This window comes from Croceibacterium xixiisoli (assembly GCF_009827305.1).
Lineage (GTDB): Bacteria > Pseudomonadota > Alphaproteobacteria > Sphingomonadales > Sphingomonadaceae > Croceibacterium_C > Croceibacterium_C xixiisoli.
Genome location: NZ_WTYJ01000001.1, coordinates 640267 through 666506, shown reverse-complemented (window position 1 = coordinate 666506; position 26240 = coordinate 640267). Strand labels below are relative to the sequence as shown.

16 protein-coding genes are annotated in these 26240 nt (G+C 61.1%); 11 read left to right on the top strand and 5 right to left on the bottom strand.

Going from position 1 to position 26240, the window contains the following annotated elements:
• The first annotated feature begins 77 nt into the window (after positions 1 to 77).
• The 6 genes from GRI97_RS03175 to GRI97_RS03150 all read left to right on the top strand — a co-directional run bounded on the left by GRI97_RS03175 (position 78) and on the right by GRI97_RS03150 (position 7877).
• Entirely contained in the window at positions 78 to 5009 is a 4932-nt protein-coding gene (locus GRI97_RS03175) for a DEAD/DEAH box helicase (protein ID WP_161389667.1), read from the top strand.
• A gap of 31 nt (positions 5010 to 5040) precedes the next feature.
• The gene (locus tag GRI97_RS03170; protein ID WP_161389666.1) at positions 5041 to 5781 is read left to right on the top strand and encodes a hypothetical protein; all 741 of its coding nucleotides are present in this window, start codon (positions 5041 to 5043) and stop codon (positions 5779 to 5781) included.
• 99 nt (positions 5782 to 5880) lie between these two features.
• Positions 5881 to 6069 carry a helix-turn-helix domain-containing protein gene (locus tag GRI97_RS03165; protein WP_161389665.1) on the top strand — a complete coding sequence of 63 codons (189 nt, stop codon included), beginning with the start codon at positions 5881 to 5883 and terminating at the stop codon, positions 6067 to 6069.
• 6 nt (positions 6070 to 6075) lie between these two features.
• A complete protein-coding gene (locus tag GRI97_RS03160) occupies positions 6076 to 6843 on the top strand; it encodes a hypothetical protein (RefSeq protein WP_161389664.1) in 768 nt (255 codons plus the stop codon).
• Between the two features lie 109 nt (positions 6844 to 6952).
• A complete protein-coding gene (locus tag GRI97_RS18340) occupies positions 6953 to 7258 on the top strand; it encodes an HGGxSTG domain-containing protein (RefSeq protein ID WP_202392561.1) in 306 nt (101 codons plus the stop codon).
• A gap of 1 nt (position 7259) precedes the next feature.
• Complete coding sequence (locus GRI97_RS03150; protein WP_161389663.1) at positions 7260 to 7877, top strand: hypothetical protein; 618 nt, start codon at positions 7260 to 7262, stop codon at positions 7875 to 7877.
• Between the two features lie 218 nt (positions 7878 to 8095).
• Here the strand turns inward: GRI97_RS03150 and GRI97_RS03145 are convergent, their stop codons facing one another.
• Positions 8096 to 9208: a hypothetical protein gene (locus tag GRI97_RS03145; RefSeq protein WP_161389662.1), complete on the bottom strand. Its 1113-nt coding sequence runs from the start codon at positions 9206 to 9208 to the stop codon at positions 8096 to 8098.
• Between the two features lie 311 nt (positions 9209 to 9519).
• Between GRI97_RS03145 and GRI97_RS03140 the strand changes: the two genes are divergently transcribed.
• The 3 genes from GRI97_RS03140 to map all read left to right on the top strand — a co-directional run bounded on the left by GRI97_RS03140 (position 9520) and on the right by map (position 12065).
• The gene (locus GRI97_RS03140; RefSeq protein ID WP_161389661.1) at positions 9520 to 10992 is read left to right on the top strand and encodes a porin; all 1473 of its coding nucleotides are present in this window, start codon (positions 9520 to 9522) and stop codon (positions 10990 to 10992) included.
• Positions 10993 to 11067: 75 nt separating this feature from the next.
• Positions 11068 to 11280: a ParD-like family protein gene (locus tag GRI97_RS03135; RefSeq protein WP_161389660.1), complete on the top strand. Its 213-nt coding sequence runs from the start codon at positions 11068 to 11070 to the stop codon at positions 11278 to 11280.
• Positions 11277 to 12065, top strand: coding sequence for a type I methionyl aminopeptidase (map, locus tag GRI97_RS03130; RefSeq protein WP_161389659.1), 789 nt, complete (start codon positions 11277 to 11279; stop codon positions 12063 to 12065). The genes GRI97_RS03135 and map overlap by 4 nt, the downstream gene beginning before the upstream one ends.
• A gap of 16 nt (positions 12066 to 12081) precedes the next feature.
• Here map and GRI97_RS03125 read toward each other — a convergent pair whose 3' ends face one another.
• Both GRI97_RS03125 and GRI97_RS03120 read right to left on the bottom strand, forming a co-directional pair.
• On the bottom strand, positions 12082 to 13155 hold the full coding sequence (locus GRI97_RS03125) for a TIGR03032 family protein (RefSeq protein WP_161389658.1): 1074 nt from the start codon (positions 13153 to 13155) through the stop codon (positions 12082 to 12084).
• Positions 13155 to 19586 (bottom strand): autotransporter outer membrane beta-barrel domain-containing protein, encoded by a 6432-nt coding sequence (locus GRI97_RS03120; protein WP_161389657.1) that lies wholly within the window; start codon positions 19584 to 19586, stop codon positions 13155 to 13157. Before GRI97_RS03120 ends, GRI97_RS03125 begins: the two co-directional genes overlap by 1 nt.
• A gap of 193 nt (positions 19587 to 19779) precedes the next feature.
• Between GRI97_RS03120 and GRI97_RS03115 the strand changes: the two genes are divergently transcribed.
• Positions 19780 to 20676: a hypothetical protein gene (locus tag GRI97_RS03115; RefSeq protein ID WP_161389656.1), complete on the top strand. Its 897-nt coding sequence runs from the start codon at positions 19780 to 19782 to the stop codon at positions 20674 to 20676.
• A gap of 164 nt (positions 20677 to 20840) precedes the next feature.
• Here GRI97_RS03115 and GRI97_RS03110 read toward each other — a convergent pair whose 3' ends face one another.
• Complete coding sequence (locus tag GRI97_RS03110; RefSeq protein WP_161389655.1) at positions 20841 to 21539, bottom strand: pirin family protein; 699 nt, start codon at positions 21537 to 21539, stop codon at positions 20841 to 20843.
• Between the two features lie 140 nt (positions 21540 to 21679).
• Between GRI97_RS03110 and GRI97_RS03105 the strand changes: the two genes are divergently transcribed.
• Positions 21680 to 22609 carry a LysR family transcriptional regulator gene (locus GRI97_RS03105; RefSeq protein ID WP_161389654.1) on the top strand — a complete coding sequence of 310 codons (930 nt, stop codon included), beginning with the start codon at positions 21680 to 21682 and terminating at the stop codon, positions 22607 to 22609.
• Between the two features lie 124 nt (positions 22610 to 22733).
• Here GRI97_RS03105 and GRI97_RS03100 read toward each other — a convergent pair whose 3' ends face one another.
• On the bottom strand, positions 22734 to 25874 hold the full coding sequence (locus tag GRI97_RS03100; RefSeq protein WP_161389653.1) for a TonB-dependent receptor plug domain-containing protein: 3141 nt from the start codon (positions 25872 to 25874) through the stop codon (positions 22734 to 22736).
• Positions 25875 to 26240: the final 366 nt, after the last annotated feature.

Genomic DNA, 26240 nt, shown 5'->3' with positions numbered 1-26240 from the left:
GCAGGATGGGGCTGGCTTGAATGGTTTGCGATCAAAGCAAGCTGCGATAGGGTCCTGCCTGCAATTGAGGGGATACCATGACTACACCACTTCGCCAGCTTCTAGGGCAATACCGCGCGGCTGCGAAGGATGAACGGGGCAAGGGCACCTATTTCGAGCGGCTAGCCGTGGCCTTTCTCCGCAATGACCCGGGCATGGTGCAGGAATATGAGGAAATCTGGAGCTTTGCCGACTGGGCGAAACTGCAGGAAGTTAAGGGCACCGATATCGGTGTTGATCTGGTGGCCAAGCTCCGGGGGGAGGACAGCTTCTGTGCCATCCAGTGCAAGTTCTATGCGGAAGGCTATCGCATCCAGAAGGGCGATATTGACAGCTTTCTGGCCAGTGCTGGCACCAGGCGATATTCGCGCGGCCTGGTGATCGAAACCACCGGCACGGCCTGGAGCAGCAATGCAGAAGCCCTGCTGGATGATCTGAATGTCACCCGCATCGGGATGGATCGGCTAGAGGGAAGCCCGATTGATTGGGCGGCATGGTTCCAGCGGGATGAAATCAAATTGGCCGCGCCCAAGGAATTGCGGCCGCATCAGCTGGATGCGCTGACTGCTGTGCAGGAAGGGCTGGCAGAAGCGGATCGCGGTAAGCTGATCATGGCCTGCGGCACCGGCAAGACCTTCACCGGGCTGAAGATTGCCGAGACGATGGCGGGGCCGGGCAGGAATGTACTGGTGCTGGTGCCATCGCTGGCGTTAATGAGCCAGACTATCCGGGAATGGACCATCGACAGCGCAACGCCGCTGCGATCCTTCGCGGTGTGTTCAGATGTGCAGGTTGGCAAGCGCCGCCGCGATGCCGATGACGTGGCAGAGGTGGAACTGCACGATCTGGATTATCCGGCGACGACCAATGCGGCGAAGCTGGCCAGCCGCGCGCAAGATCCGGCGCCAGACCGGATGACCGTGGTGTTTTCCACCTATCAATCGATCCAAGTGATCAGCGACGCGCAAAAACAGCATGGGCTGGCGCAGTTTGATCTGATGATCTGCGATGAGGCGCACCGCACCACCGGGGCCACGCTGGCGGGTGAGGACGAGAGCAACTTCGTCAAGATCCATAATCAGGAATACATCGGAGGGGCCAAGCGCATCTACATGACGGCAACGCCGCGCGTGTATGGCGATGCGGTGAAGGCCAAGGCGAGTGAGGCATCGGCAGAGCTGGCATCCATGGATGACGCAGCGCTGTATGGCGAAGAGCTGTTCACGCGCGGGTTCGGCTGGGCCGTGGAGAATGGCCTGCTGACCGATTACAAGGTGCTGGTGCTGGCCGTGGATGAAGGCATGGTCAGCACGGGTGTGCAGCACCGGCTGGCGGATGGGACCAGCGAATTGAAGCTGGATGACGCGACCAAGATCATCGGCTGTTACAAGGCGCTGACCAAGGTCGGGCTGGCGGCGGAACTGCTGACTGATCCACTGCCGATGCGGCGGGCGCTGGCATTCTGCAAGGATATCAAATCTTCGCAGCTGGTGCGGACCGAGTTTGCCAATGTGGTGAGCGAATATCTGGCATCGGATGAAGGGCATGAAGCAATGGGCGATGCCGCCCTGCTGGAATGTCAGCTGCGCCATGTGGATGGCACCATGGGCGCCAAGGAACGCAGCACCCATCTGGACTGGTTGAAGGACGATGCGGGCGATCGGGTGGCGCGCATCCTGTCCAACGCTCGCTGCCTGTCAGAAGGGGTGGATGTGCCCGCGCTGGATGCCATCCTGTTCATGCACCCGCGCAAGAGCCAGATTGATGTGGTGCAGTCGGTGGGCCGTGTGATGCGCCGCGCGCCGGGCAAGAACATGGGTTATGTGATCCTGCCGATCGGCGTGCCGGCCGGAATGTCGCCGGAAGAGGCGCTGAATGACAATGAACGCTACAAGGTGGTGTGGCAGATTCTGAACGCCTTGCGCAGCCATGATGAGCGGTTTGATGCGCGGTTGAACCAGGCTGATCTGGGCGTTGATATCAGCGACAAGATCGAGGTGATCGCGGTCAGCAACAGCCTGCCAGCCAGCAAGAAAGCCGCAAAGACAGGTGCCGGGATTGGCCAGGGCGGCGCAGCGGGCGATGACGGGGAACGCGGCGATGGCGACAGCCAGCCGCGCGAAGGCGGTGAAGGCCAGGCCGCTTTCGTATTTGATGAGTTTTCCCGCGCGATCATGGCGAAGATCGTTAAGAAATGCGGGCGGCGGGATTATTGGGAAGATTGGGCCGGCGATATTGCCCGTATTGCCCAGACGCATATCACCCGCATTACGGCGCTGGTGCAGCAGCCGGGCACGGCGGAAAAACAGGCCTTTGATGATTTCCTGGCCGAAATCCGTGACGATCTGAATGACAGCATTTCGGCCGGTGAAGCGATCGAAATGCTGGCGCAACATCTGATCACTCGCCCAGTGTTTGATGCGCTGTTTGACGGCTATTCCTTTGCGCAGAACAACCCCGTGTCACGGGCGATGGAAAGCGTGCTGACTGCGCTGAACGAACATCATCTGGACAAGGAACGCGACAGCCTCAACAAATTCTACGCCAGCGTTCACCGCCGGGCCAAGGGCATTAGCGATGCCGGGGCCAAGCAGAAGATCGTGGTGGAACTGTATGACAAGTTCTTCCGCAATGCCTTCCCCCGGATGACCGAGCGGCTGGGCATTGTTTATACCCCGGTGGAGGTGGTGGATTTCATTATCCATTCGGTGAATGAGGTGCTGCAAAGCGAATTTGGCCAGACCCTGGGCAGCAGGGGGGTGCATATCATGGACCCGTTCACCGGCACCGGCACCTTTATCACCCGGTTGCTGCAATCGGGCCTGATAAAACCTGATGAGCTGGCGCATAAGTACCAGCATGAAATCCACGCAAATGAGATTGTGCTGTTGGCCTATTATATTGCGGCCATCAACATCGAGGCAGTCTATCATTCGATTTCCGGCGGGGACTACCAGCCGTTCGGCGGTATTTGCCTAACCGATACCTTCCAGCTGTATGAGAAGAGGGTGGACGATCTGGAGGCAAGAGCGATGGATACGCTGATGCCGGATAATGAAAACCGGCGGATTCGGCAAAAGGCCCTGGATATTCGCGTCATTATGGGCAATCCGCCCTATTCGGTCGGGCAAGGCAGCGCGAACGATAACGCCGCCAATGTGGACTACCCCTGGCTGGATGGCCGGATCAGGGAAACCTATGCCGCGCGGTCCAGCGCCACCAACAAAAATGCGCTTTATGACAGCTATATCCGCGCCATCCGCTGGGCCAGTGACCGGATAGGCAATGCGGGCATCGTGGCATTTGTATCCAACGCAGGATGGCTGGACGCTAATACCGCGGATGGATTGCGGCAATGTCTGGTGGAAGAATTTGCCAGCATCCACGTGTTCCATCTGCGAGGTAATGCCCGAACCTCTGGTGAGACACGCCGTAAGGAAAAAGACAATGTTTTCGGACAAGGCAGCCGAACCCCGGTGGCGATCGCTCTGCTGGTAAAGAACCCCGCAGCAACGGAAAATGGGCAAATCCGCTTCCACGATATTGGCGACTACCTGACCCGAGAGGGCAAGCTGTCTATTGTCGGCCGTTTTGGCAGCATCAGCGGGCTCACCCGCGCGGGCGGCTGGCAAACTATTATCCCCGATGAGCATGGAGATTGGCTGGGGCAGCGCGATAAGACTTTTGATCGTTATCTGGCACTGGGCGACAAGGACGACCAGACGGGTGCAGTGTTGTTTGCGAACTATTCGAGAGGTTTGGAAACTAACCGGGATACATGGTGCTACAATGCCAGCCGTGATGCGGTGGCACACAACATGCGCGCAATGATCGGCTTCTACAACGCGGAACTAACCCGATTTGATGCCCTGCATCCCCATGCCGATCGTCGCGCACGGGGCGAACTGGTGAACGATTTTATCGACAATGATCCTGCCAAGATTAGTTGGAATAGAAGCCTCAAAAACGAGTTTGCAAAGGGCAAATCTTTCGCCTTCGATGACAATTGCATCACGCCAAGCCTCTACCGCCCCTTCAACAAAGTCTGGGTTTATTATCATCGTCAGCTTAATGCTTATGTGAACCAGATACCCCGTATCTTTCCGATGGGCGGGCATGCGGAAAACCGGGTTATCTGCGTATCAGGCGTAGGTGACAAACTGCCGTTTAGTGCCATGATCACGTCGATGATACCGAGCCTGCACATGGCTGACATCGACGGGTCGCAATGTTTCCCTCGCTACCTTTACGAAGCCAATGCTGTCGAAATCGGTGACGACCGGCAAGCTGACTATCTGGCTGATGTCCAACCCGGCCTGCAACGCCGCGATGCCATCACCGATGAAGGGCTGGCGTATTTTCAGGCGGCCTATCCTGGTGAGGCGATAAGCAAGGATGATCTGTTCCACTATGTCTATGGCCTGCTGCATTCGGAAGAATACCGCAGCCGGTTTGCCGATAATCTCTCCAAACAATTGCCTCGCATTCCGGCGGTAAAGCAGGCGGCGGATTTTTGGGCCTTTGTGGCAGCGGGCAAGCGACTGGGTGACCTGCATTGCGATTTTGACAAGGTGGAGCCTTACCCCGTGACCATTGCCCAGGGCGATCTGCGGCTGGCCAATATCCCTGACCCGGTGAAATTCTATCGCGTTGAAAAAATGAAGTTTGGCGGCAAGCGGCCGAACACCGACAAGGCCACCGTGATCTATAACCCGCATATCACCATGACCGGCATTCCGCTGGAAGCCTATGATTATGTGGTGAACGGCAAACCGGCGCTGGAATGGGCGATGGAGCGCCAGAGCGTGAAAACCGATAAGGCCAGCGGCATTGTGAATGATGCCAATCGCTATGCGACAGAGACGGTGGGGGATCCGGCCTATCCGCTACTGCTGTTCCAGCGCGTGATCACTGTCAGCCTGGAAACTATGGCGATCGTGCGGGCGTTGCCGAAGCTGGAAATCGACTGATGCGGGGGGTGGTTAAACAACCCGAAATTCTTTGCGCAAGACGCTGTGGATGAGCGCGCTTGTTCCCTGCTGGGTTCCTGTCTTTACCGCGTTCGAAGCGCTGCAAAAGCAGTATGAGGCCAGCAACTACTACGCAAATGAAGAGACTTGCTGGCGAGCCGCGAGCGACGCTTTGCTTAGGCGATTGCGCTTAGGACAGTTGCCATCGCGGGCAAGTTTGCTGACCGAGGAATGGGATTACAGCTTTGATTTCGAGCCAGAGCCAGAGCCAGCGATGCCTCCCCATTATGACGCTGATGGTATGCTGCTGGTCCCCAAGAGTTTTTGGGAAGGTTTCGCAACAAGCGTGCCAATCAGAAGGGAGATAGATTGGTTAGCTGGCGATTTTCAGTTCATGCTTGAGGGGAACAGGAGCGGTTGGGGACAGAACGGCACAGGCACCGTGATTGGACTGGAGGTCGATGCGAATTTTTTACCGCAGTTATCGAAATTGCTTCTGTCACCTAAGAAAGAAGCAGAACCTGCCTCGTTTTCTCGGCCACGTGGCGGTGGTCGCCCGCCGGCAAGTTGGTGGCCTGATTTCGCAGAGGAGTTGGCCATCTACATCCACGAAAATGGCATTCCCGACGGCGAAGGACATGACGGCCAATCCACCATCATTGACGCGGTGTTTGCACGCATGAATGTAAACAACAAGACGGAACCAGGCAGAGGAACGGTGCAGCCAGTTGTGAACGCGATATTGCGACGTTTGCGATCGGCCGAAAACTAAGCACCCGAGATTTTCGGCCCAAACTGGCCCGACCAGGCTGAATGTCCGCTGGTAGTCGGCATAGGATTGTCTCGTTCACAGATGAACGGAGACTTTCTTATGAATGCCGCAATTATCGTGCCTCAGCCCTTGGCTTACTCCGTCAATGAGGCTTGCCAGGTTTCTTCGCTGGGGCGCACTCGCCTTTATCAGTTGATCGCAGAGGGGCGGCTGGAAGCCCGCAAGATCGGCAAGCGCACCATCATCCCGGCAACATCGCTTCGCGCGCTGATTGATGGCGAAGGGTAATGCCAAATGGGCAAACGACGAAATCGCAATCGAGTGAACGCGACCGGGCGGAACAATACCAGCCGATTTGTCCGGCTGGACTACCGCATTTTGAACAGCAATGCCTATCGCAGCCTTACCCCCAATGCCCGGGCGCTTCTGGTGGAACTAGGGATGCTCTACAATGGTGAAAACAATGGTAGCCTCTATCTCAGCGTAAGGGACGGTGCGCACCGCATGGGGGTGGCTGATCTGACGGCAGCAAGCCGGGCGTTTGATGATCTGGTCGCCATGGGCTTCATCAAATTAACGCAAGAGGCGCACTTCACGGTCAAGGCTGCGGAAACTTCCCGAGCCAGATGCTGGAGCCTAACCTGGGCAGCAGGACCAGGCCGAAAGGGGCCGGGGTGTGACTTTGAAAAGGTGGAGCCAGCACCCGGCACTAAGGCTCACTTACGTATGGAGCGAGGCCTGAAGACGTTGAAGGCTTATCGGAAGTCACGGGACCAAGGCCGTTTGCCGGTATTGGATTCCGATACGGAAGTCCCGCTAGTGAGTGTTGTGCAGGCACAAGCGGTGTCGGATTTCGCCACAGTAAAATCGGGAAATGACCGTTTTCCGCCAAAACGCTGCGTTCCGGATTTCGCCACACATATAGCTACACCATGGGGGGTGGGGACAAGTGGAGCGCCGATCGGCTGGTGGCAGGCAGATTGGGCACCATTAACCGCCCTCGTAACTGCAACGGCGCTGGTAGCCCATTTCGGTCGCGTCGAAACTCATCTGGCAGCCTGAAACTCACAAAAACCCCAATGACGCAATACACGAAACTCCTGCGAATAGAGGTTGTGCCAGTTTGATCAGTGCCTCTCCTCAGCGTTTGGGCAGAATATAGGAGGATATGATGGACGCCGAGCAGATGGCGACACAATTGGCAAAAGGGCTGTGTGGCCGGCCGCAAGATGACATTTGCGGTGCTAAGACGCGGGCGGGAACGCTTTGCCAGCGGCGCGATATTTACCGATCCGGACGATGCAGATTGCATGGCGGGCTATCCACCGGGCCACGCACAGCCAAGGGCAAACGCATTTCCGCCAGCAACGGGAAACTGGCAGCGAAAGTAACAAAAATGGGCGAACCCCATGAGAGGATAAAAAAGACTGATGATTTAGGAAAATCTGCGCGCGCAAATTCGGGCAAAGGAGACTGATATGGGCGGTTGGGGATCAGGAAGACAGGGTGGCAGGCCCACGGCCGATTCTTCCCTGCGTATTGATCTGGCCTGGATGCTGCGGACTGGCCGGGCCAGCGATGGCCGTGTGGTCCGAGGGAGCCTGTCATGGTCGCGCGGCGGCGAACCCTCTGGGTCGATTAGCTATGAAGCCATCATGGATGAGCCGGGTGCTGAGCGACTGAAATTGTCTTACACGCGAGGCAAAGGCGACGACGCCGAGCAGGTGCAGCAGAGGGTGGGCCTTTGCCATACCAATCCAAATTATGGGGGGAAGCGCTGGTGGATGATCTGCCCCTTTCGCCACATTCGGGTGGGCAAGCTCTACCTGCCGCCGGGCGGTGATCGTTTCGCATCTAGGCAGGCGTGGCGGCTGGGGTATCAGGTCCAGCGGTTAGCAAAGCATGATCAGGCGAGCGAGCGGCTGTTTAAGTTGCAGCGCAAGTTGGGTGCAGATCAGGGCGTGGGCGCACTAGCCTTTCGCCCCAAGGGCATGTGGCAACGCACCTGGGAACGCCATCTGGACCATTACTGGAAACTGGAGGACGCCGCCGAAGAGGAACTAGCAATCATGGCGGCCAAGTTGTTCAGGCTTTAGAACGCGCTGGGACGCTTTCGCTTCGCGGACATTGAACCCGAAAATTTAACGCTTGTCGTTGAATTTCCGTTCAGAGCTATTCGCCCTCGGCCGCTGCATTTGGGGGTATAAATGGGGGTACTTTTTACTTACCTTATATCTTACCCCTTTACATTCAATATTTTATATTCGGTATTCGAGTCACCTAAGCGCACCACTTCCTCAGCCCTATGCTCGCATCAACGCCCCCGCCTGGGCCAGAACAGATCTCCGTTCAGATAGATATACGGCCCGCCCGTTCCGCGATCCTCGGCGATGAAGCCGCGCCTTATGCCGCCCTGCGCATCGGCGATGGCGATCAGATGGCCGTCAAGGTGATAGCTGCCCGCCGCCGGGCCACGGCTGCGCGAGCTGCCGCCGCCGACATTGGCGCCTGACACGGTCACCGCTGTCCAGCTGCCCACTTCGATGCGGCCGGCGGCAGTCATGCGCAGCATGCCGGAGGTCAGCGAGCTGACGGCCAGCCCCGGCGCGCCGACGGCCGTGCCTGCGCCGGATTTGTTGACCAGATCCACCTCCACCGTCTGGCCGGGCCGGAACGGGGTCAGGTTGGATGGCGCGGCCTTGTCCCAGCTGCCATCATCTTCGGCGAAGGCATAGCCATCCGCCCCCTTGCGCCAGCGCGCCATGCTGCATCGCAAGGGTTCCAGCGCGGCGGGTTCGGGCGGGGTCACGGCGGGATCCCAAGCGGTGCAATCGGTGGCCCAGCCATTGGCGAACAGCATCCAGGGCTGTGTGGTCGGCATGACCATGCCCCCCATGAAGCTGGTCGAACTGCGCAGCACGATCGCCACCGGCCGGTTCGCCGGTGGCACCTGCTCCAGCGCCTGCGCCAGATTGCCCGCTGGCTGGGCCGGCGCATTTGCCGCTGGAGTGGCGGCCCGATTGGCGGCGGGCGCTGGCGCGGTTGGGGCGGGAAGCGATTGCAGCGCTGCATGGCAGCGGTCCATGGCCGGGCGCATGGCGGAAAGGGCCTGCGGATCATTGGGCAGGATCATATGGCACAGGGCTGTACCGGATCCGACCGCGAGCCAGCCATGGACGAACTGCGGATCGCCGGAAAAACGCCCGGCCACGATGGCGAGCGTGACATCGCCCATCGCCATGCTCGATGCCGGGGTATCGACCAGCAGACGACCCAGGCTGGCGCTGGCCGCATCGCGGGCGGCGGTCACCCGTTCCGCCGGATCGGTGCTGTGCGATCCCTGTTCGATCTGCAGCCGTCCGCCCGGAATTTCGGGCAGCGGGATTTGCTGGGACTGCGGGGCAGAGGCGAGTGCGGCTGTGGCCATGAACAGGGTGAGCAAGCAGGTTCTCCGTTATCAAGCAGAGCCTATCGCCGATTTGCTTCACCCCAATGGGCGCCGCTGCGGCTTCATCGCAGTGATGGCACGGTCGGGCGTTTTGGTCAGTCAGGCTGGCCACTGACGCCGATCATCCCAGCCCTGCCCCATGAGTGATGTTCGGAAGCAGCTGACCCAGATTTGACAAAAATTACACCTGAATATGTCACGTAACCGTCATAAAAAATTCATATTGGGCCAGACGATCGCTGTCATGGTAATGACATAATCCCTTTCTGTTGCAGGCCTGCCAAGAACTTATGCGTTATTTGCCCCCCACCGCACTGGCATGCGCCGCGCTGCTGGCCCCCGTTTCGGCTGCGGCGCAGACGGTCGAGGATCTGCAACGCCAGATTTTGGAACTGAAGGCAGAGATCGATGCGTTGAAGGCCGCGCGGGTGGCGGATGCCGCTGCAACCACTCCGGCGCCTGGGCAAGCGCCCGCCACATCGGTTGCCGTTGCCACACCCGCAGCCGCTGCGCCCGCCCTCGCAGCAGCTACGACGAGTCCGGCGCCAGCGGCTTCCGCCCCCACAGCGGCCGCTGCTCCGCAGCTTGCCAGCGCGGAGCCTGCCGGGGCGAAGGCCTGGTATGAGCGGCTGAAGCTGCGCGGCTATACCCAGATGCGCTACAACGCCTTCATCGACGGCGATGACACCGCCCCGGCGGGCCAGTCACGCCTGCGTTCGGTGCATGATGGGTCGATCAATGAAGATGGCGGCTTTTCGCTGCGTCGGGCCCGGCTGGTGCTGGAAGGCAATGTTACCAACAACATCGCGCTCTATTTCCAGACCGATTTTGCCACCGCCGTCACCGGCCAGTCGAATGGCGAACGGCGCGAAAGTTTTGGCCAGCTGCGCGATGCCTATGTCGATGTGTTCCTGGACCAGGGGCATGAATTCCGCGTGCGGCTGGGACAGAGCAAGGTGCCGTTCGGGTGGGAAAACCTGCAATCATCCTCCAACCGGATCACGCTCGACCGGTCGGATGCGATCAACAGCGCCATGCCGAGCGAGCGCGATCTGGGCATCGCAGTGTATTACACCCCGGCCCATGTACAGGCGATCTGGGATCGGCTGGAAGAGGATGGGCAGAAGCTGTTCGGCAATTACGGCGCCTTTGGCCTGGCCGCTTACAACGGACAGGGCGTCAACCGGCCGGAACAGAACCGGGGGCTGGCGAAGTTTGCGATGGCCACCTGGCCGATCGAGCTGGACGGCCTGGGCGGCGGTTTTTCCGGCCAGGTGCTGGAACTGGGCGGCGCGGTGATGCTGAACAATGTGCGCCCTGAAATACGCACCGGCGGCGTGACCGACACCGATTTCACCGACAACCGCTATGGCGTGCATGCCGTGCTCTATCCCCAGCCCTTCGGCCTGCAGGCGGAATGGAACTGGGGCCTGGCCCCGCAATATGACACCGGGCTGCAGGAAATCCGGTCGATGCGGGCCAGCGGCGGCTATGTGCAATTCATGATCAATGCCGGCGATTTCGGCATCGGCCGGATCATGCCCTATGGCCGTTGGCAGACCTATCGCGGCGGCTGGAAGGCCAGCACCAATGCCCCGCGCCTGGAAACCGACGAGATCGAACTGGGCGTGGAATGGCAGATCTTCGACGCGCTGGAACTGACCGTCGCCTATGCGAATATGAAACGGCTGGAGGCGGACGAACGCCGCACCGGCCGCGCCACGGGCGATCTGATCCGCACGCAGGTGCAGTGGAATTATTGATTCCAGCGAACGCGGCTTGGCTTCACGCGACCCTCGCCATATATGATTCATATACGAATCATATATGGAACAAGCATGGGCATCGTGAACATAGAGGATGATCTGCACGATCAGTTGCGGCGCGCGAGCAGGGTTTCGTGCCGGTCGATCAATGCGCAGGCCGCCTATTGGATCAAGATCGGCATGCTGAGTGAAACCAATCCCACGCTCAGCTTGGCGCAGATCATGGAGCGGGAATTCAGTTCCGCCGGGGTGGTGATGCCACCGGCAGGATTGATCGACGCATGACCAAAACGCCGGAGGAACTGGCGCTGATGGCGCAATCCGGCCGGTTGCTGGCATCGGTGTTCGGCCTGATCGACCGCACCCCGCTGATCGGCAAATCGACGCTGGATATCGACACCATGGTCGAACGCTTCATCGTGGACGAACTGCAATCCCGCCCGGCGAGCAAGGGCCAATATGGCTATGGCTTCGTGCTGAATTCATCGGTGAACAATGTGGTGTGCCACGGCGTGCCCTCATCCGCCGATGTGCTGCGTGACGGGGATATCGTGAATTTCGACATCACGCTGGAAAAGGATGGCTACATCGCCGATTCCAGCAAGACCTATCTGGTCGGCGAGGTGGAGCCCGCCGCGCGGCGGCTGGTGCAATCCACCTATGAAGCGATGTGGATGGGCATCCAGACCGTGCGCCCCGGGGCCCGGCTGGGGGATATCGGCGCGGCGATCGAACGCCATGCCAAGCGCAATGGCTATTCCGTGGTGCGCGAATATTGCGGCCATGGCATTGGCCAGGAAATGCATGAGGATCCGCAAATCCTGCATTTCGGCAAGGCCGGCACGGGGCTGGTGATGCGCGAAGGGATGACCTTCACCATCGAGCCGATGCTCAACCGCGGGCGGCGTGGAGTGCAGACCGAGGATGATGGCTGGACCGTCGTGACGCGCGATGGATCGCTGTCCGCCCAGTTCGAACACACGGTGGCGGTGACAGCCAAGGGCGTATCCGTGCTGACGCTGCGCCCGGAAGAGCGCCATCTGGCCAGCAAGATGAAGATCGCCTGCTGAAATCCGAACCGCTGGTTCAGGCCAGCGGTTCGAAACTGATGGTGTTCTGCATTTCCAGCGTGCCGGGTCCCAGCGCCATCGGGCAGCGCACGCCCGGCATGGCGGCGACGTCGAACAATTCGGTGATGAAGCCTTCCAGCCGGATCCATTCGACGATGTCGCCCGTCGCCAGATCCACGATCAGCACCCCGCACCAGGGCACGGCATCGCGATCGGCCAGTTCGGTATCGAGCGCGAGGCCGGAAAAGGTGCCGTTGCGCGGTTTGGATACGGTGACGATGGCGAAACCATCATGCAGCGCCATCCCGCGCAGGAAGCCGGGACAGAAGGCGATCGTCTGACGCGTGCCGCTGGCCGGATCGACCCGGCAGATCCGGCCCCAGCCGGAATCGAGCAGCACCACGCTGCCGTCACCGGCAATGCGCGGGCTGTGCGGCATGGACAGCTGATCGGTGACGATGGCGTTGCTGGTCACATCGATCAGCAGGCCACCTTCGTTCCGCCGTTCGCGCCAGCCATCGACCACATCGCTGCGGCTGACGGCGGTGACATAACGCGGGGCGCCATCGGCCATGGCGAGACCGTTGAGATGGCAGCGATCTTCCGGAGCGAGGCGGGAGATGAAGGGCGGTTTCCACAGCGGGCGGAAGCTGTGCCGCGGGTCCAGCGTGGCGAGGCAGCTGTAGCGGGTGTTGACGAAGACGACATGGCCATCCCGATCGACGCCGAGTTCATGGATATCGACATCGCCGGTGGTCTGGGCATTGCGCGGCACCAGCACCCGATCGAAATGCTGATTGCCCAGTTCGCCCGGGCGCAGCATGTTTTCCAGCCGCCAGACCTGATCCAGCGCGCCGAGATAGAGCCGGCCCGCCGGTTGCCAGCACAGGCCCATGGCACGGCTGAATTTCTGCTGGTTGAAGGACACGCTGCCATTGGGCAGCACGCCGACCAGGAACAATTGCCCGCTCTGATAACAGCTGAAGGCCAGGCTGGTGGCATGCTGGGTCAGCCAGCCGGCCAGCCCGCGCGACACCGAAAGATGGGTGTTCTGGTCTGTCGGTGTCTCGGTGCTGGTTTTGGAAGACATCAGAAGCCGATCCGTAGACCCACCCGGCCCCCGCCGCCACGGTATTCGCTGCTGAAGCGCCCTTCCCCTTCGACAAAGCCGGTCAGCGCGCCCTGGGTGAAGGACAGGCCCAACCGTGCCGAACCATAGGTGCCGATCCGTTCATCGAGGAAGGCGACATTGTCCGACGCGTCGGAGAAGCCGGTGATGCCGCTGCCGGCAAAGGGCTGCACCACATCGCCGCGCAGATAATAACGCAGCTGGGTATCGCCATCGCTGCCCAGCGTTTGCGTGCCGACCAGCCGCAACCCGGCACTGGCGCGGCCGCCTTCGCGATCATCGAAATCGATCCGCAGCGGCAGGACCAGCGCATCGGCCTCCACATGTTGCCACGACAGGCCGACGACCGGTTCGATGCTGAGCCCGCCCGCCACGAAACGCAGGCCTGCTTCGCCCTGCGCGCCATAACCCTTGCCATCGGTCGCCGCCTTGCCTGCGGTGCCCAGATTGGAATCGATATCGTAGAAGTCGTATTTCACCAGCGCATTGGCGAACAGCAGGTCACCCACATAGCGGGCATAGGCGCCGATGTTCCAGGATTCGATATCCAGCCGTTCGGGCCCGGCCAGGAAGTTGACGCTGGATTTGGCATAACCCGCCGTCACACCGAAACCGAAGCCGTCCCCGCCGCTGTCGAAGCCGAACTGGCCGCCGGTGACATTCTGGCGATAGCCGATGTCCGCCTGCTGTTCGAAGCCGAAGGCATCGAAGCTGCCGGCTTCGTGGCGACGCATGCCGGAATGATGCATCGCATACCACAGGCCGGGTTTGGCCGATCCGGCCTGGCGCATGCTGTCCAGTTGCGCGGTGATCGTATCCGCCGTCGTCAGCCACAGCGACTGGGCAGCCTCGGTCAGATTGAGCAGGCGGTAGGCGGTGGCCGAAGGCGCGGTGGCGAGGGTGAAGCGGCCATTGCCGGCATCGAACACCAGCCCGTGTTCGATCAGGCCAGCAACCGCTGCCTCCGGATCGAGCGCGAAGGCATCGGCCGATGATCCGGCACCGGTCTGCACCAGCACCGGCCCCAGGCCCAGTTGCGGCGTGCCGCTGATGGAGAGGGCAATGGTGGTGCTGCCCGTGGCCGCGCCACCGATGACGAGACGATCGGCCGCCACCTGCTGACCGAAGGCCACGTCCAGCCCCAGTGTGCTGTTGCCGCTGCCGGCAAAGCTGCCGGAAATGGTCAGCACATCACCCACGATATCGTCGCGCAGATCGATCAGTGCGGTATTGCCGAAGCTTTCCAGGCCGATCAGCGTGCGCGCCATCGGCGCGACGGCGAAGGTGGACATGCCGCTGCTGCCCAGCACGAGCACGCCGTTGTTGACCAAGCTGTCATTGCCGGCGCCGAAATCGACATCGCCGGCCAGAATGACGGCGCCATTGTTGACGATCCGGTCATTGCCTGCGCCCAGATCCGTTCCCGCGGTCAGTTGCAGCACGCCGGTGTTGGTGATCAGATCGGCCCCTTCGGTCAGCGCCAGGGCGCCGGCGATCAGGCCGCGATTGTCCACGCTCACCGCCCCGCCATAGGCGCGCAGGGCAAAGCCGCTGCCGCCCATGATCGTGCCGTCATTGCGCAGGCTGGAACCGGCGTCGGCATTGAGGACAACCGCATCGCCGCCGGCCAGAATGCCGCCATCGGCATCGACCGTCAGCGCCGCAAATCCATCGGCCGCCAGCAGCACGCCCGTGCGGTCGGCACCATTGGCCTGCACCAGTTGCACGCGGACATCGGCATCGCCGCTGGCCAGCACCCGCAGGGCTGTTGCGCCTTCTGCGCCATTGGCGTGGATTCCCCCGGCCACGACATTCACATCATCGCCGCGCAGGAACACGGTCGATTCCGCGCCGTCGCTGATGGCCCGCTGCGTGGTGAGCGACACATCGCCTGCGGTATCGAGATGGAAGGCCGATGCTTCGCCAATGGTGGTGACGCTGGCCACTTGGGCGACGATCGCGCCGGAATCGCTGCGGCCGACCACGCCATGGCGCCCATCCCCCCGGGTGCTGACCCGATCGCCGCGAATGGTGACATCTCCGGTGGTGGAGCCCCCTGCCACGGCGGCGGTAAAGCCGGCGTCATTGTCAGCGGCACCATTGCTGCTGACCGAACCGAAGGTGATCGCCGCGCCAGTGGTGCCGAGCGCGAGAATGCCTTCTGCCCCGGTCGGCCCGGACTGGATCACCCGGCCGGCCGTGATCGTGGCCGAACCATTGCTGGCATAGGCACCCACACCGCGCCCATGATGCGCGCGAACGGTGCCGACAACCGCCTCCACATCACCGCTGCCATAGCTCGCGACATCCAGGCCGATCGCCCCTTCCCCGGTGACGGTGATGGATTCGGCCGCCGCATAGGCATCGCCATAGCTGTGCGCGACGACGCCATTGGCATTGTCGCCCCGGGTGACGACCGTCCCCGCCTTGGCGGAGGCGAACATGGCCCCTTCCACCACCACGCCATGCGACCCCTGGCCGCGCGTCGTCACACTATCGACCGTCGCTTCGCCCGCGCCATAGGATCGCACCAGCACGCCAAAGGCATCACGCCCGCGCGTGCGCACATCGCCGATTTCGACCGAGGCCAGGCCGGCATTGGCAGCGGCATAGACGCCGGTGGCGTTGGTGCCCCGGGTGGAAACGCTGCCATTGCCGCTGACGGTAACGCCCTGTTCGCCGCGCACCGACATTCCGCCTTCGCGAATGCCCGTGGTTATGATCGCGCCATTGTGGGTGACGGATGCGCTGCCCATGGCATTGGCGGTAATGGTTCCGCGCGACACATCCGACAGACGCCCGCCGTCACCGACCGGCACGGCGTCATAGAGCGGCTGATGCGCGCTGCCGAGAACGACACCGCCGATGTCGATGGCAATATCACCGCCAGCTTCCGCCCGGACGGCTTGCGAGCCATAGCCGGACACATTGAGATCGCCGACAGAGATGCGAATATCGCCGCCGCTGCCCGCATCGATGGCGTTGCTGGCCACCCCTTCGGTCACGATGACCGTGGAGGTGATGGCGAGCGAATCAAGAGCCAGGGCGGTGATGCCGTTGGAATAATGCCCCTGCGTGCTGATGTTGCCGCCGATGATATCGAGCGAACCGGCAGATTGGGCGACAATGCCGCGCGCATAATGGCCGAATGTGGAAATGGAGCCGCCATTGACCACCCGTCCGGAGCGGCCGGCACTGAGCGCGATGGCGTTGCCGCCGGTGTTGATCGATCCGCCATCGGTAATTGTCACAGACGCCGTGCCGACGGCAGCCGCAGCCAAACCATCGCGCCCTGACTGCCTGGCATCGAGCGTATGGACCTCGATATCGACGCTTTCGGTACCCAGCGCCAGAACGGCGGTGAGAGGTTCCGCGGTGAGATTGCTGCCTTGCGTGCGCAGCTCGCCCAAGCCGACTGTCACTGCGCGTCCTGCCGCGTAGACCGCGCTCTGGAATGTGTCGCCACTCTGCATCAGTTCGCCGACGCGGATATCGACGTCGCCTTCCGGTGCAACGGCCATTACCCCTGCTCCGCCAGCCACGATGAGCCTGTCGATGTCGACAGAAAATCTGCCTGCCCCCTGACCAAGCAGATCGACGCCCCGGCCATCGTAGCCGAGCGCAGCGAGGTTGCCGACACGGATATCAGCCCCGCCCACGGCATCGACGAGCACAGCATGGGAATAATCCCCTGTGACGGTGATGCTGTCGACATCGATCACCACATGTCCAACAGCGCGCGCATGAACAGCAACAGCGTTTTCGCCGCTGGTGTTGACCTCCGCCATTGAAATGTCGGCGCTGCCAGTTTCTGCCCTGGTCGGACCAAAGCCACCGCCAGCATAAATAGCTGTAGCGCCATAGCCATGAGTGGTGACTGACCCGGGCCCACTGATGAAAATGTCACGTCCAATGGCGGTAATCCCGCCATTGAAATTGCCACTGGCAACCAACTTGCCAGAATTTGTAATGGCAACATCCTCAAAAAGGCTACGCGCCGTTACGACGCCCCAAGCCCGATTTGACCGATCATCTTCATCAACGCCGTCAGACACAGGGCTCTGAAGCCCGCTTGAGGTGATATTGCCGTTCAGACCAAGATCAATGCCGCCTCCGGCGACAGCCATTACCGCTCTACTGTTGTCACCCCAAACATCCATATTTCCGACTTGAATTGCTGATTGCAGAAAAGACGTGACATCCAGTATTGTGTTGCCGTTACCTTTCAAACTTCCTTCATTCATTATGATGCTGGCAGTGCGGGCGATTGCTTCCACTCCCTGCACGGTCTCTCCGGATACACTTACAGTATCAATATCGACATCAAGATGGTTGTTGCTGATGACTTTCAGCCCGCGGGAGCCCTTTCCACCGGCAAACAGGCTCCGCCCGCTTACGGCAGCGTTGTCTGAAATATCGGCTTGAATGCCAGCCATGAATTCACCGGTGACCGACAATGTCCCGAAATCCAGATCAAGCGTTTGGCTGACAATCGAAACCCCGATGCCTTCCTCCCCCACGACACTGACTGAGCCAAGGCTGGCATCAGTGTGCTCGATAGCGGAGAGGCGGGCACCCGCACCCCGGCTGCGATGACCAAACGCGCGATCCGCAGACAAATCACCAGCAAGGGACAGTTGGATGTTCCGCGCATCCAATATCATGCCGGTCGAGGCAAGGTGGCCTGCCTCAACATCACCGATCTGCGCGGTGATGTCGCCCAGCGCGGAAATGTTGATCGCGTTTGATCGGACACCCCCTACACGGGCTGACCCGATCGACAGCCTCACGTCACCAGCGGCCTTTGCGGCAATACCGTCAGAGAACGCACCGCCGGTTTCAACATTGCCCAGCGCAATCGAAACATCGCCCAGCGCATCGATATGGACCGCAGCAGCCTGGTTGCCTGCGGTCGTCACGGAACCATTGCCACTGATTTCGACCGAACCGGCGGAATCAACCCTCAATGCCCCCATTCCCTGGCCGGCGGCGCTGATCACGCCATCATTGACGATCGTGACGTTGGCGCTGCTGGCGCCGTAATAGCTGTTGCCGGCTTTGACAGTGACCGCCGCCCCCGTCGCGTCACCATCATCGCTTTGCGCATGGATTGTCCCGCCGATGGCCAACTCAACGCTATAACCCTGTGCATCGATGGCCGTCGCGCCATTGCCGACTGCCAGCACATCCTGCACTGCGGCGCTGACTGTGCCATAGCTGTAGACATTGATGGCAACGGCCCGTTCGCCATAGGCTGCCACCCAATCGGCGACCTCAACATGTGCGCTTTGACCGCCGTGGACATCAAGGGTGGCGAAATGATCGCTGACACTGAGCGCCTGATCGACACGAATGGTGGCATTGCCGGTGTTGGACTGAGCATGCACCGCACTGGCACCAGGCCCCTCGGCAGATACCCGCGCCAGATCGACCAGCGCATCGCCATTGTCAGTGCGCGCGATCACCGCAGTTCCGATATAACCTTGGGTTGCGACCGTTCCGCTGCCGATAACCGAAACCCCATCGGTTGCCTGGGCATCGATCCCCTTCGCCCCATTGCCTGCGGTGCTGACCGAACCGTCGACGCGCACATGCGCCGTGCCATTCTGTGCCCGGACATAGGCGCCATAGGCAGCGCTGCCCTGCGTGCGGACATCGCCGCCGATCAGCAGTTCGACATTGTCGCCCATCGCGATGATGCCATCGGCATAATCGCCCGTGGTGCCCACATCGCCAGCGGAAATGCCGACATCGCCCCCGGTTGAAATGGCCGTGATTCCGCGCGATCGCAGCCCGGTGGTGGCAACCGGACCGTCAGCGATGACATGCACCGTGCCGCCTTCCAGCGATCGGGCATCGATGGCACGGGCATCGTCGCCATGGGTGGTGACCGAGGGCGCATTGATCAGGACATCGCCTGCCGCAGATCGGGCGCGCAGGGCCGGGCTGCCATGAACTTCGCTGACGATGCTGGCGCCGAACTCAGCATCCAAAGTCAGCGATGCAGAGCCGTTTGCGGCCAGATCGATCGCCGGCGCAGCCAGGCCCGCTGGCACCGCCATGGCGAAATCATCGGCGAGCACCACCGACAGATCGACGAAGGCATCGCCGGCAGCCGGCGCCTGATAGGTGATACCATCATCATAGGGATTGCCATCCCCCGAACATGTAACATGGCCCGAGGTATCGAGCGCGCCGCAGGCATCAACGGCCTGCGCACGGGCAGCTTGCGGATGGACCAGCGCCACCAGCATGGCGGCGGCCATGGCCGTGCCGACCTGAAAGCCGCTGCGCAGCGGCATGTCCCGGGGCATCAGAAAGGGCGCGAGATCAAGGACATCGTCCTGCATGTCCACCTGATGGAAGACGCGACCCATGGCTGCTTCGAACATGTACATACCCCCTGCGCCGGGGGGCGGTCTGCCCCTGCAACCTGCGGATCGTCCGCCTTGCCCCCCAATCGTCGGCAATGGTTAGGTGCAGCTAGGTCGGTCACACAACGAAACAAATTGGTTGGATTCCCGTTACATTCACGTGACTATATCCGTCTGACCAACAACAATATTGCCGGGCCGCCTGATACGCATGAATTCCAACGAGATTTCCGCCCGTTTAGCGGGGGACGGCATCCCCTTTCGATCGGCTGACGCCATCCGCAATCACCCGCAGTTCGACCTGGCCTTCGCCAGCCTGATGGATGGGATTGCCACGCTGTATGGCGACACCACGCTGCTGGTCCGCAGACTGATGGAATATGATCGCGCCGTGGCCTTCATGGCAGCGGTCGGGCTGGATTTTGCGCAGCATCCCGATGTTCCGGAAAGCTGGCTGACGGTCGAGCGGCTGCGCGGGGCACTGGTCTCCATGCATCTGACATCTGCCCGGCGGATCAGCAATCTGGTGACATCCATGGAGGGTGACGGCCTGCTGGAAACCAAGCGTGCCAGCGGCGACCGGCGCGTGCGGATTCTCAAGGCCAGCGAATTGGCGCTGGCGCTCGACCGTGAATGGCTGAAGGTGTTTCATCAGCCGCTGCACATGCTGAATGGCGATGCGCGCTATGAGGCCGCGATCGCCAAAGATCCGGCCTATCAACGCGCCTATCGCGTGGCGGGACTGCGTACCCTGGAACTCGCCGGCACGCTGGTGAAAAACAATGTCGCAGCGGAATATTTCCTGCAGGCGACCGCCGGCATCCGGATCATGGCGCATATGTTCCGCGAAACGCGCGGCAAGCCCGATGGGCGAACCGGGCCCGGTTTCTATTCCCAGGTGGCCGAACAATGTGCCGTGTCCCGCGTGCATGTGCGCAATGTGCTGCATGGCGCGCGCGATCTAGGGCTGGTGGAACTGTCCACCCCGCCCGGCCTCTATGTTGCCGTCACGCCCATGTTACGCGATGTGATGGAAGAATGGGTTTCGCAGAGCCTGTCTGCGGTCGATTTGGTGTGCGCCTTTGCGCTGGAAGATCAGCGGGAATAGGTAATCTCTCCACTTCCGCTCACACTGAGCTCGTCGAAGGGTAGGCACCATGTCAGCGCAAAGGGGCACGTCGGCGGCTGGCCTTCGACGAGCTCAGGCCGAGCGGATGTTGGAATCAAACCGTCGCCCGCAGAACGGTGGTTCCACGGGCGATGGCTGCAGGGTCAGGCCGCGTCGACCAGCACGATCTCGCTGTCTTCGATCGCGGTGATGCGGATGGTGTCGAGATCGCTGATCGCCACACCATCACGCGCCTTTGCTTCGACATCGTCGATCCGGATCGCACCGGTTGCCGGAACCAGATAGGCCTTCCGATCGCGGCCGATCGGATATTCCACCGTGTCCCCCGCCCTGATCGTGGCGCCCAGCACACGGGCATTGGTGCGGATCGGCAGGGCATCGTCGTCATTGTCATAGCCGGAGGCGAGGGTGACGAAGTTCCCGGCGCGATCACCCTTGGGGAAGGGCTTGGCACCCCAGGCCGGTGCATCGCCTTCGCGGGTGGGGATGATCCAGATCTGGAAAATCTGCGTCACCTCATCTTCCCGATTGTATTCCGAATGGCGGATGCCGGTGCCAGCGCTCATCACCTGGACGTCACCTGCTTCGGTCCGACCCTTGTTGCCCAGGCTGTCTTCATGGGTGATCGCGCCTTTGCGGACATAGGTGATGATTTCCATGTCGCGGTGGGGATGCGGGGGAAAACCGGTGTGCGGCTGGATCGTGTCATCATTCCACACCCGCAGATTGCCCCAGTGGATGCGCTGCGGATCCTGATAATTGGCGAAAGAAAAGTGATGCTTGGCATCCAGCCAGCCGTGATTGTCACCACCAAGGCTTTCGAAGGGGCGCAGTTCGATCATCGTCATTTCTCCATATCCGGGCCCATGTTGGCGGGCGTGTCTGCTTGCTGAGGTCGGAGATAGGCCTTGCTCACATTTCCAAACAGAGCGATAAAATCAGGCATTATGTTCGACAAAATTGAAAAGCTGCGCATCACCCGATGATCGGACCCGGTACGCCGACGCTGGACCAGCTGGGCATTTTTCTGGCCGTGGTGGATGCTGGCAGCTTTGCCGGAGCAGGGCGGCGGCTGAACCGCGCGGTGTCCGTCATCAGCTATGGCATCGGCAATCTCGAAGCGCAGCTGGGGCTGCAGCTGTTCGACCGCGAAGGCACGCGCCGGCCACAGCTGACCGAAGCCGGGCGGGCCGTGCTGGCGGAGGCGCGATCGATCGCGCAGGATGTGGATCTGCTGCGGGCCAAGGTGAAGGCGCTGCATGACGGGCTGGAAGCAGAGATCGATCTGGCGGTCGACGTGATGATGCCCAGCCAGCGGCTGGGGCAGATCCTGCGCGAATTTGCTGGCCATTACCCCAGCGTGCAGTTGCGCCTGCATGCCGAAACTCTGGGTGCGGTCACCGCCATGGTGCTGGATGGCCGCGCTGGCCTGGGCATATCGGGCCCGCTCTGTGCCGGCGTGCCGGGGATCGAGCGGCACAGGGTAGGCTCTGTATCCATGGTGCCGGTGGCAGCGCCCGATCACCCGCTGGGGCGGATGGCAAGCATCGCCAGCGGCGCAGGGCGCGATTATCTGCAATTGGTGCTGACCGACCGATCCGATCTGACCGAAGGGCAGGATTTCGCCGTGCTGAGCCCGAAGACCTGGCGACTGGCCGATCTGGCGACCAAGCATGCGCTGCTGCGCGAAGGGATCGGCTGGGGCAATATGCCCTTGCCGATGATCGAGGGCGATCTGGTGGCCGGAACGCTGATCCGCCTGATCATGCCCGACGATCCGGGCGGCACCTATGGGTTTTCCGGCATCTGGCGCAGCGATTGCCCACCCGGCCCGGCCACGGCCTGGCTGCTGGCGCGGTTCGCCGATTTGGGTGCCGCAGACAAAGGCCTGCCGGATGCGGGCGATCTGTAGCCAGACCCGCGCACCCGGCAGAGGTTTTGTGTTCTGTTATCGCGATCCGAAGGGCGGGTGCCGCGATCCGGGGGAAAATCGGATCGCGACGCCTTCCGGTGGCTGCCCCCTGTTGATCAGGGGATCAGAACTTCACATTGGCACCGACCCAGAAGCGCCGGCCGTTGGTGTCGTAATATCCGGTCGAATAGGAACCGCCCGACAACAGCCCATTGGTGAGCGACGCGCTGTTCGCCGGGTTGTAGTTTGTCAGCGGCGGCGCCTTGTCGAACAGATTGTCCACGCCGAAGCGCAGGTTCAGATTGTCCGTCACCGACACATTTCCGTTGAGATGGAAGATGTTGTAGGCGGCCGCCCCCACGGTGGTGGTGCCACCGGCCGTCGTGGCCTCTGCCGCATCCTCGATCGAGGGCAGATGCTGCCACTGCAGCCCGAGGCCGAACTTGCCGAGCTGATAATTGAGGCTGGTCAGGACGCGATATTCATAGACCCCGGTGTTGAGGCCATTTTCGGTGGTTCCGAAAGTGCCGACATAATCGACCATCGGCAGGGTTGGCAGCGACGAGCTCTTGTACTTGAGTAGATAGTTCAGCACGACATTGGCGCTCAACCGTCCCGGACCGACCGGCATGCCCCAATCGAGCTGCGCATCGATGCCCTGCACATTGAACCGACCACTGTTGGTATAGGTTATCAGAACATTGCCCAGTGAACCGGTCTGGTTGCGGTTGATGTCCTGGCAGAACTGCGTGCTGGCAGCCGCATCGGCATCGGTCAGCACCAGCGGGTTGAACTGCGGATCCAGGCACTGTTGCAGCGCTGTGGCCACCGTCAGCGGCGCGATCGCATCCTTCACATTGATATCGAACCAGTCGACCGACAGCCGCAGGCCCGACAGGGCGGGAGAACTGAAGGGCGAGCGGACGACCATGCCCAGCGTCCAGGTATCGGCCTTCTCGGTGGTCAGATTGGCATTGCCCACCAGTGTCGGCCAAGCATAGCCGAAGGTGGAGTTGTCCTGCGTACCATCGTAATATTCGGTCTTTGCGGTATCGCTGCCCGAACGATCCATCAGCACTTCGCAAACGGCGCGCACCTGTGCGCCATTGGCGTTGTCCGGATTGGCCGACCAGGCCAGCGGATTGGCCAGCGAGCAGGGATCGCCCGCATAGTTCACGCCGAACGTCTGCTGCGACGACAGATAGAGTTCGCCAATATTGGGCGCACGTTCTGCGCGGTTGTAGCCGCCGCGAACGCGCAGCCAGTCATTGACCTCCCAATCGCCCAGCGCCTTGTAGGTATAGCTGGTGCCGGTGGTGCTGTATTTCGACACACGACCCCCCAGTTCCAGGCTGAATGATTTGATCGCCGGCAGATCGGCCAGCACCGGGATCAGCAGCTCGGCATAGGCTTCCTGCACATCGAAATAGCCGTAGGAATCCGCGCTGGGGTAAATACCGAGCGCCTGATCCAGGAAGGATGTGCCGTCGCTGGTGAGCGTATCGTTGATGAACTGATATTCCTGTTCGCGATAGGACGCACCGACCGCCGCACGCACGCCGCCGGCCGGCAGGCTGAACAGTTCACCCTGGAAATTGGCCTCCACGATCGTCTGCCGCAGCTTGGACCGGGTCTTGAGATCCGCCGTCACGGCATCAAGGCAATCCTGCGAATAGCCGCCTTCGGGGATGACAAAGAAATTGAGCCCGCTGGTGCAGGTGGCCGTGCTGGCGCCGAAGCCACCGCCTGCGGCATTGCCGGTCTGCGAGAAGCCCTGACCGAAATTGCCCGAATTGAGCACGGTGCGCAGCCGTTCGAGCGAATAGATCCCCGTCTGCAGCGTGTAGGTCTGCGATTCCCCATGGCTGACGAAGGTTTCCCAGGTCCAGTCCGTGCCGGGGATCTTGCCCCGCAGCCCGGCCTGCATGTTGAAGGTCGATACATCGGTATAGGTTTCGCGATTGCCCGGCATCAGCGTGCGCAGTTCGAACGGAGCATCCGCATCGGGCCGGCTGTTGAGCAGCGTCCACAGATCGTCCGGCAATTGATCCGCCGACAGCGTGGTTGGATCGATGAACACGCTCCACCCCGAGGTGATCGGGCCGGGTTCGTTGCGGGTGTAGGTATTCACATTGCTGTACATCGCTTGGGCGAAGACACCGACCCAGTCGTTGATTTCATAATTGCCGTTGGCGAAGAAATTGTACCGGGTCAGCGGCAGGATCAGATAGCTGTCGGTGTTGTTCTGCGTCATCACGCCATTGGCGTTGAGCTTGTAGTCATAACCATCGACAGCCTGGTCGAAACCTTCGAAATAAGGATGATAGATGCCGCTGCTGTCGGTCCACGATCCGTTGACGAAGGGCGTGCCGTCAGGATTGGTGTACACCGTCACGCCGCCGCCCGGCAGGGTGGAACCCGGGAACATGCCGTTCAGCGTGGTGGGCAGATTGCTGTAGCCGAAATTGACGCCCGGCCGATCGATGAAATATTGCGTGCCAGCGATGTTTTCATCCGCCCAGAGATCGCGGTACCATTTGCGATCGCGCTGATAGCTGGCTTCGCGGGTGTTCATGGACATCGACAGGCTGATATTGCCGCGCTTGTCATCGAAATCGGCGCCCATGATGCCCGAGATCTGATATTCGAAGCCATCGCCATGCTGGGTCATCCCCATCTGGCCATCCATTTCCAGGCCCTGGAAATTCTTCTTCAGAATGAAGTTGGTGACACCGGCGACGGCGTCCGCGCCATAGGTAGCCGATGCACCGCCGGAAATGATTTCCACCCGTTCGATCGCCGCGCTGGGAATCGTCGAGATATCGACCACGCCCGATGCATTGCTGGGGGTGATCCGGCGACCATCGAGCAGCACCAGATTGCGGTTGGAACCGATCCCGCGCAGCGAGACCGTTGCCGCGCCGGGGGTGTTGGTGGCGGTCGGCTGGATATCCGCGCCTGCGGTCGGCGTCTGGGCCGGCACGAATTGCGGCAGCTTGTTCAGATTGGTTTCCAGCGCGGCGGTACCTGAATTCTGCAGCAGCGCATCATCGACCGAAATAGTCGGGCTGTTCGACGAATAATCGGGCCGCACGATGCGCGACCCAGTGACGACGATTGCCGGCGCTACCTGGCTGTCCTGCTCGGCGCTGTTGTCCTGCGCAGCAGCGGGCTGCACCAGCGCCCCGATCACGGCCAGCGAGGCACAGGACAGCATGAGCCTGTTGCCGGCACGCGCACGCCAATTGCGGTGAATTCCCATCATCAATCTCCCTCACGTTTATGATTCTCGTGCGCGGCACAGGGCCGGCCGCATCTCGAAGCCGCGATCTCAGGGACAAATTTGACGGGAATTTTTCCGCACTTTGCCGCTCGCCGCCAAGCAGCGGCAAGCGCCGCCAAGCGTTGCCAGCCGGCGCCACAGCCGGACACGCCCAAGCTGCAAGAACCCGGGTAGGATGGCAGGCCCAACCGCTGGCAAACGGAATTTACGGTTGGGAACGCCGCAGCATCCAAGCCTGCGAAGCCCGGTGTCGATTATGTCGTTTGCGTGTCAGGGATTGATGCAGGCCTGCATCACCACCGCATCAAACCGTGCAGCGGCTGGCGCGAAAACAATCGGAACCGTTCT